This is a genomic window from Actinoallomurus acaciae (genome assembly GCF_042429965.1).
Taxonomy (GTDB): domain Bacteria; phylum Actinomycetota; class Actinomycetes; order Streptosporangiales; family Streptosporangiaceae; genus Actinoallomurus; species Actinoallomurus acaciae.
The window spans coordinates 6446-12688 of the sequence record NZ_JBHLZP010000460.1 but is presented as its reverse complement, the minus strand read 5'-3'; the positions used below and the strand labels follow the sequence as shown (position 1 = coordinate 12688).

General features: G+C 72.3%; 6 protein-coding genes. 5 read left to right on the top strand and 1 reads right to left on the bottom strand.

Annotated elements, in window-relative coordinates; genetic code table 11:
* Nucleotides 1-100: 100 nt before the first annotated feature.
* Entirely contained in the window at nucleotides 101-1123 is a 1023-nt protein-coding gene (gene aroF / locus ACFFNX_RS38550; protein WP_378211051.1) for a 3-deoxy-7-phosphoheptulonate synthase, read from the bottom strand.
* A gap of 242 nt (nucleotides 1124-1365) precedes the next feature.
* Here aroF and ACFFNX_RS38545 point away from each other — a divergent pair, with 242 nt between their 5' ends.
* The 5 genes from ACFFNX_RS38545 to ACFFNX_RS38525 all read left to right on the top strand — a co-directional run bounded on the left by ACFFNX_RS38545 (nucleotide 1366) and on the right by ACFFNX_RS38525 (nucleotide 6130).
* Nucleotides 1366-1959 (top strand): sulfite oxidase-like oxidoreductase, encoded by a 594-nt coding sequence (locus ACFFNX_RS38545; RefSeq protein WP_378211050.1) that lies wholly within the window; start codon nucleotides 1366-1368, stop codon nucleotides 1957-1959.
* Nucleotides 1960-2048: 89 nt separating this feature from the next.
* Nucleotides 2049-3248, top strand: coding sequence for a histidine kinase (locus ACFFNX_RS38540; protein WP_378211049.1), 1200 nt, complete (start codon nucleotides 2049-2051; stop codon nucleotides 3246-3248).
* A 62-nt stretch (nucleotides 3249-3310) separates the two neighbouring features.
* Entirely contained in the window at nucleotides 3311-4069 is a 759-nt protein-coding gene (locus ACFFNX_RS38535; protein ID WP_378211048.1) for a LytR/AlgR family response regulator transcription factor, read from the top strand.
* Nucleotides 4070-4152: 83 nt separating this feature from the next.
* Nucleotides 4153-4416, top strand: coding sequence for a hypothetical protein (locus ACFFNX_RS38530; protein WP_378211047.1), 264 nt, complete (start codon nucleotides 4153-4155; stop codon nucleotides 4414-4416).
* Nucleotides 4417-4453: 37 nt separating this feature from the next.
* Complete coding sequence (locus ACFFNX_RS38525) at nucleotides 4454-6130, top strand: sodium/solute symporter (protein ID WP_378211046.1); 1677 nt, start codon at nucleotides 4454-4456, stop codon at nucleotides 6128-6130.
* Nucleotides 6131-6243 lie beyond the last annotated feature (113 nt).

The following is a 6243-nucleotide window of genomic DNA, read 5'->3' as shown; positions in this document are numbered from 1 at the left end:
TGCCGCGTCCGGCGGCCCGACGCGACCGGGAGGCGGGTGACCGTCCGGCGGCCGGGCACGGCGGCCCGGGAGTGATCCCGGGCCGCCTCCCCGGCGCGGCTCAGACGGTGGTGAGGGCGCGGCCCACCAGCGGGGGCAGCTCGCGGACGGTCTTGGCCAGTTCGCGCAGGTCGCCGTTGACCAGCGCCTGCGGGCCGTCGCACAGCGCCTGTTCCGGATGCGGGTGCACGTCGATGATCACCCCGTCGGCGCCCACGGCGATCGCCGCACGCGTCAGCGGCAGGACCAGCTCACGGCGCCCGCCCGAGTGCGACGGGTCGATGATGACGGGCAGGTGCGACATCCGCTGGGCGACCGGGACCGCGGAGATGTCCAGCGTGTTCCGGGTGGCCTTCTCGAACGTCCGGATGCCGCGCTCGCACAGGACGATGTCCAGGTTGCCGCGCTGCGCGATGTACTCCGCGGCCATCAGCCACTCTTCGATCGTCGCGTTGAAGCCGCGCTTCAGCATCACCGGCCTGCCCGCGCCGCCGACCGCCTGCAGCAGCGCGAAGTTCTGCATGTTGCGCGTCCCGACCTGGAGCATGTCCGCGTAGGAGGAGACCAGGTCCACGTCGTTGGCGTCCACCACCTCCGTCACGATCGGCATGCCCGTCTCGGCCCGCACCTCGGCCAGGATCCGCAGGCCCTTCTCGCCCAGGCCCTGGAACGCGTACGGCGACGTCCGCGGCTTGAACGCCCCGCCCCGCAGCAGCGTCGCACCCGCGGCCTGCGCCATCTGCGCCGCCCCGAGCGTCTGCTCCGGCGTCTCCACCGCGCACGGCCCGGCGATCAGCGTCATGGTCCCCGGCCCGATGGGCACGCCGCCGACCCGCACGACCGAGCGATCCGGGTGGTTCTCCCGGCTGACCAGCTTGTACGGCACCGAGATCCGCACGACGTCGGCGACCCCGCGCATTCCGCGCAGGTTCAACGTGCCGAGCTGCTCCACGTCGCCGACCAGCCCGACGATCGTGCGGTTCACGCCCCGGCTGACGAACGCCTCGCCGCCCGCCGCCTCGACGCGTTCGACGACGGCTTGGACATCGGCTTCCCCGGCCTCGGCGGCCATGACGACGACCATGCTGTTCCCTCTTCTTCCCAGAAACGACGAATGCCCCGGGCCAGGAGGCCCGGGGCATTCGTCAGCGGTTGCCTTTAGTGCAGCGTCTTCCTGGCAGCCGCCCGTGACCCGGGCCCGCCGTAGCTAAAGGGGAAGACGTTGCTCACACCCGAACAGTAGCCCATGCGGGGGCATGTCCGTGCGCGAGGGGTCCGCATGGTCCGTCTTGGGGCGAATGGCAGGATGGCGGGCGATGAGACGCGATGGAGGCTGAGGAGCCCCTTCCGCCCGGGCAGCACGTTCCGCGCGACTGGCCGGTTCTGCACTATGGGCGGGTGCCGAGATTCCGCCCCGAGCGCTGGGACCTGCGGGTGCAGGGCGCGACCGCCTCCGGGCGGGAGAGCCGCTGGACCTGGCCCGAGGTGGCGGCGATGGAACGAGAACGGGTCACGGCCGACTTCCACTGCGTCACCAGGTTCTCCATCCGCGGCGTCCTCTGGGAGGGCGTCCGCGCCACGACGCTGGCCACACTCGCCGCGCCCGCGGACGACGCCACGCACGTGATGGTCTGGGCCGAGTACGGCTACAGCGCGAACCTGCGGATGTCGGACTTCCTCACCGACACGTCCCTGCTGGCGACCCATCGCGACGGCGAGCCCCTCACCTCCGAGCACGGCGCGCCGCTCCGCATGGTCGTGCCGCACCTGTACGCCTGGAAGAGCGTCAAGTGGGTCCGCGCGATCGAATACCTCATCGCGGACCGGCGTGGCTTCTGGGAGGAGCGCGGCTACCACAACGTCGCCGACCCCTGGCTTGAGCAGCGCTACTCCTACCAGGAGGAGCTCCCGCCGGCCTGAGCCGCGGCGCGGAACCCATGCCCGCCGAGTCAGACCGCTACGGGCAAAGACCCACGCGTTTCGTGACTGCGGTATTACCGTCTGCTGTCATGCTCCTGACTTCCGCCGACGCGCTGATCGCCGTGGCGTCCGCCCTCACCGTGGGCGCCGCCGGCTGGTCGCTGTGCGCGATGCGGCAGCGCACCGGCAGGGGTGCCCTGGCCGACGAGGCGACCTTCGCCGCGCTGCACACGGTCTCGGTCGCCTCCACCTCACTGCGGGCCGGGCTGACCGAGGACTCCGCCCGCAAGGCCGTACGGCACCTGCGGGACCTGCTCGGCGTCCCGGTCGTCGCGGTCACCGACACCGAGCGGCTCCTCGTCTGGGAGGGCGGCATCGCCCACTCCGACTCCACGCTCCGCCTGGCCCAGCCCGTCCTGACCTCCGGCCGGCCACGGGTGATCGTCCGGGAGCTCGACCCCTGCGGCGACCCGCACTGCCAGGTGCGGGTCGCCATGATCGCGCCGCTGACCATCGACGGCCGGGTCGCGGGCGCCCTCGCCGCGTACGCCGAGCGGGCGCGGTTCCACCGGCTGCGCATCCTGGGCGAGGTGGCCCGCTGGATGTCCGGCCAGCTCGAACTCGCCGAGCTCGACTCCTCCAAGGCGCGGCTGATGGAGGCCGAGATGCGCGCGCTGCGCGCGCAGATCTCCCCGCACTTCGTCTACAACTCGCTGACCACGATCGCCTCGTTCGTGCGCACCGACCCCGAGCGCGCCCGCGAGCTGGTGCTCGACTTCGCCGACTTCGCCCGCTACTCGTTCCGCAACCCGCGCGACTTCACCACCCTGGCCGAGGAGCTCCGCTCGATCGACCGTTACCTGCTGCTCGAACGCGCGCGGTTCGGCGAGGAACGCCTGCGGTTCAGCGTCGAGATCGCGCCCGAGGTGCTGCCCGTCGCGGTGCCGTTCCTGTCGCTCCAGCCGCTGGTCGAGAACGCCATCCGCCACGGCATGGAGTGCGGCATGCCGCGGTTCCACGTGCGCATCGTGGCGCGCGACGCCGGGGCCGAGGCCGCGATCAGCATCGAGGACGACGGCGTCGGCATGGACCCCGACGAGCTGCGGGCCCTGCTCGAGTCGGGCGATGACAGCGGCGCGACGCGCGGCATCGGCCTGCTCAACGTGGACGACCGCCTGCGCCAGGTGTACGGCGAGGAGTACGGCCTGGTCATCGAGACCGCGGTCGGCGCGGGCATGAAAGTCAGCCTCCGGGTGCCCAAATGTCACACAGATCTGTCCGCAGGGTAAGAGTCGCGTCTTACTCCATGAAATCTATTGCACACGGAGAGTAAAGGGGGCAGTCTCCTGCCATGTTGCGCGTGCTCGCCGCAGACGACGAGGCCCCGGCCCTGGAGGAGCTCACCTACCTCCTCCGCCGGCACCCGCGCGTGCAGACCGTCCAGCCGGCGGCCGACGCCGCGGAGGCGCTGCGCGACCTCGGCCGCATGGTGACCGAGGGCGACCGGCTCGACGCGGTGTTCCTCGACATCCGCATGCCGGGCCTCGACGGGCTCGACTTCACCCGGCTGGTCACCGGCTTCGCCGACCCGCCCGCCGTCGTCTTCGTCACCGCCCACGAGGAGTTCGCGGTGACCGCGTTCGAACTCGGCGCGGTCGACTACCTCCTCAAGCCGGTCGACCCCGGCCGCCTCAGCGAGGCCGTTCGCCGTGTCGAGCAGACCGTTCGCCGCGACGCCGCCGCCGAGGAGCCCGAGGCCGACGAGATGATCCCCGTCGAGCTCGGCGGCCGCACGCGGATGATCCCGCTCGCCGCCGTCACCCACGCCGAGGCGCACGGCGACTACGTCCGACTGCACACCTTCGACGGCAGCTACCTCATCCGCGTGCCGCTCGCCGCGCTCGCCGAACGGTGGAGGCCGGTCGGATTCATCCGCATCCACCGCAAGACGCTCGTGTCCACGGCGCACATCAGCGAGCTGCGATTCGACGACGGCCGCGCGGTCCTGCAGGTCGGCGAGCGCCCGCTGCTCGTGAGCCGGCGACACACCCGCGAGGTCCGCGACCTGCTCGTCCGCAGATTCCGGCAGGAGGCCCGCGGCCCGAGATGACCGAACGCGTCACCGTCACCGTTCCCGGGGCCCGCAGGCGTGGCCCCCGCCGAAGACCTCCCGACGAACCTGCGGAGCCGGGCGTGGCACGGGTCAGATCCCTGATCCGCACGCAGGCCCGGCACGCCTTCGCGACCCTCACGATCGTCTTCCTTCTCCTCGCCGGCCTGCCGATGTTGTTCGCCTGCGCCCCGTGCCTGTCCCACGTGCGGCTGCTGGGCGTCCGGCTTCCCTGGCTGATCCTCTGCGGTGGCGTCCAGCCCGTCTGGGTGGTCGCCGCGCATCGCCACGTACGTCTCGCCGAGCGCGCCGAGCGCGCCTTCACCGAACCGGCACGGCCCGAGTGACCAACACCTCGGTGCCGGAAGCGGGTGAGGAGCATTCATGATCACGGTGGTGGCGCTCGTGCTGCTCATCGCCTCTCTTCTGGGCGTCTCCGTGCGTACGCGGCCCGCCCACGCCTCCGACCTGTACGCCGCCTCCCGCGAGGTCTCGCCGTGGTGGAACGCCTCGGCGATCAGCGGGGAGTACATCTCCGCCGCGGCCTTCCTGGGCATGGCCGGCCTCGTGCTCGCGTACGGCGCGGACATGCTGTGGCTGCCGATCGGCGCCGCCGCCGGCCATGTGGTGCTGCTGACACTCGTCACGGCTCCCCTCCGCCGCTCCGGCGCTTACACGCTGTCGGACTTCGCGGCCTGGCGGCTCGGATCGCGTACGGTCCGGCACGCCGTCAGCGCCTGCGTCGTCGTCATCGGCTGGTTCTACCTCCTTCCGCAGTTTCAGGGGGCCGGCGTAACACTGTCGGTAATAAGCGGGCTGCCCGTATGGACCGGCTGGGTGGCCGTCGTCCTCGCGGTGGGCGCGATGGTCCTGCCCGGTGGCCTGCGCAGCATCACCGGAATGCAGGCCGTCCAGTTCTGGCTCAAGCTCATCGCGGTGGTCGTGCCAGGGCTGATCTTCCTGGCCGTCTGGCGGCTGCAGAACGACGCCGACGCGGCGCGCGCGCCGTACTTCCACCGGCCGACGACGGTCACGGCCGGCACGAGCGCGCAGATGCGGCTCACCGCACCCGCCGTCGTCACCGTCCGCGGCGTCCTCGACGGACGGCGCTACGACGGCGAGCCCGTCCGGCTGGACACCGGGACGCATCGCGTACGTTCCGGGGCGCGGCTGCGGTTCCCGGCCGGCGCCGCGGTGCCGCACACCGACCGGCTGACGCCCCTGCGCGGCGACCGGTGGGCGACGCCGTTCTCGGGCGGGCGCAACCACCCGCTCGCCGCGACGTACTCCGTGCTGCTCAGCGTCCTGCTCGGCACCATGGGCCTGCCGCACCTCGTCGTGCGCTTCTACTCCAACGCGGGCGGGCGCGCCGCACGCCGCACCGCGAAGATCGTGGTGCTGATGCTGGCCGCCTTCTACCTGTTCCCGGCGCTGTTCGGCACCCTCGGCCGGCTCTACACGCCCGAGCTGCTGATGACCGGCGAGACCGACGCGACACTCCTGATGCTGCCCCACCGGATCCTGCCGGGCCTCGCGGGCGACCTGCTGACCATCCTCGTCGCCACCGGGGCGTTCGCCGCGTTCGCGTCCACCTCCTGCGGGGTCGTCGTCGCGGTCTCCGGCAGCATCTCGGGCAACTTCGGCGGCGGCGCGAGCGGCTTCCGGCTGTCCGCGGTGATCACGATGGCGGTCCCGCTCCTCCTCGCGACGCTGACATGCGTGCCGCAGTCGATGGCGCTGATCACCCTCGCCTTCGCGGTCGCGGCGTCGTCGCTGTGCCCGCTGCTGGTCCTGGGCGTCTGGTGGTCGCGGCTCACCCCGGCGGGCGCGGTGGCGGGCGTGGTCGCGGGCGGCGGACCGGCCACCGCGGCCGGCCTGGCGCGGATCCTCGGCGGCCAGCGCGCCGGCTGGCTCGGCATGCTGATCGAGCAACCGGCACTCCTCACGGTGCCGCTGGGGTTCGCCGCGATGATCGGCGTCTCCCTGCTGACACGCGCGACCGTTCCGGCGCACACGGACCGCGCGATGGTCCGCATGCACGTCCCGGAGGACCACCCGTGATCTTCTAGCCGTGCGAGGGCGATCCGGGCCCGTGCCCGTCCGGCGGGGCCGGTACCCGGGGGGAGCCGGTGGCGCTGACACCGGTTCGACCAGCGCGGGTCGGCCACGGTGGC

Coding starts and splice junctions, on each gene's coding strand:
- ACFFNX_RS38545 (WP_378211050.1), top strand. CDS start 1,366: ATGGAGGCTGAGGAGCCCCTTCCGCCCGGGCAGCACGTTCCGCGCGAC.
- aroF (WP_378211051.1), bottom strand. CDS start 1,123: ATGGTCGTCGTCATGGCCGCCGAGGCCGGGGAAGCCGATGTCCAAGCC.
- ACFFNX_RS38535 (WP_378211048.1), top strand. CDS start 3,311: ATGTTGCGCGTGCTCGCCGCAGACGACGAGGCCCCGGCCCTGGAGGAG.
- ACFFNX_RS38540 (WP_378211049.1), top strand. CDS start 2,049: ATGCTCCTGACTTCCGCCGACGCGCTGATCGCCGTGGCGTCCGCCCTC.
- ACFFNX_RS38525 (WP_378211046.1), top strand. CDS start 4,454: ATGATCACGGTGGTGGCGCTCGTGCTGCTCATCGCCTCTCTTCTGGGC.